Source organism: Kineococcus vitellinus (assembly GCF_009906315.1).
GTDB lineage: Bacteria > Actinomycetota > Actinomycetes > Actinomycetales > Kineococcaceae > Kineococcus > Kineococcus vitellinus.
In genome coordinates this window covers 1-1156 of sequence record NZ_JAAALL010000566.1, presented here as the reverse complement: position 1 = coordinate 1156, position 1156 = coordinate 1, and the positions used below count along the sequence as shown (strand labels likewise).

The 1156-nt window shown below is 77.3% G+C and carries 1 protein-coding gene; it reads left to right on the top strand.

All coding sequences use genetic code 11. From position 1 onward, the window contains the following. Positions 1–44: 44 nt before the first annotated feature. On the top strand, positions 45–1154 hold the full coding sequence (locus GTQ99_RS23435; RefSeq protein WP_166618046.1) for a tRNA (adenine-N1)-methyltransferase: 1110 nt from the start codon (positions 45–47) through the stop codon (positions 1152–1154). Positions 1155–1156: the final 2 nt, after the last annotated feature.

Sequence of the window (1156 nt, the reverse complement as noted above, 5' to 3'; positions counted from 1 at the left end):
ATCGGGTGTGCGCCGACCCGCCGCCCCGCGCCGGCGCACACCCGATGACCCCTGACGGAAGGACGTCCGTGACCACCCCCACACCCCCGCCGACGGGTGCCAGCACCCGCCGTGGACCGCTGCGCGAGGGCGAGCGCGTGCAGCTCACCGACCCGCGCGGGCGGATGCACACCATCACCCTGACCCCCGGCAAGGAGTTCCACACCCACCGCGGCAGGTTCGTGCACGACGACCTCATCGGGCGCCCGGACGCGACGACGATCACCAACTCGGCGGGCGTGGAGTACCTCGTGCTGCGCCCGCTGCTGGCCGACTTCGTGCTCTCGATGCCGCGCGGCGCGGCCGTGGTCTACCCCAAGGACGCCGGGCAGGTGGTGCAGATGGCCGACCTGTTCCCCGGCGCCGTCGTCATCGAGGCCGGGGTCGGCTCGGGCGCGCTGACGATGTCGCTGCTGCGCGCGGTGGGCGACGCGGGCCGGGTGCACTCCTTCGAGCGGCGCGAGGACTTCGCCGACGTCGCCCGCGGCAACGTGGAGACGTTCTTCGGCGGCCCGCACCCGGCGTGGACGCTGCAGGTGGGCGACCTCGTGGAGTCGCTGCCCGGCAGCGGCCTGTCGGCGGCCGGCGGCACCGGCGCCGACCGGGCCGTGCTGGACATGCTGGCGCCGTGGGAGTGCCTGGACGCGGTGGCCGACGCCCTCGCGCCCGGCGGGGTCCTCATCTGCTACGTCGCGACGGCCACGCAGCTGTCGCGGGTGGCGGAGGCGGCCCGCGAGTCGGGGCGCTGGACCGAGCCGGAGGCGTGGGAGTCGATGGTGCGCGGCTGGCACCTGGAGGGCCTGGCGGTGCGCCCGCAGCACCGCATGGTCGGGCACACCGGCTTCCTCATCACCACCCGCCGGCTGGCCGACGGGGTGCGCCCGCCGCTGCGCAAGCGCCGCCCCGCGCCGGGCGCGTACCCCACCGACTCCCCGGAGGCCGCCGAGGCGGCCGGCGCGGAGGTGCTGGACGGCACCGAGTTCGGCGACCGGCCGGTCTCGGACCGCAAGGTGCGCAAGGCCGCGCGCGAGGCCGCCCGCGGTGCGCAGGCCTCCGCGGCCGCCGGTGCGCAGGAGGCGGGCGGGCCCGAGGCGGGCGGGCCCGAGGAGGGCTGAGG

What these genes read in the sequence shown, in the direction of transcription:
- GTQ99_RS23435 (WP_166618046.1), top strand. Translation starts at nt 45, where the DNA reads ATGACCCCTGACGGAAGGACGTCCGTGACCACCCCCACACCCCCGCCG.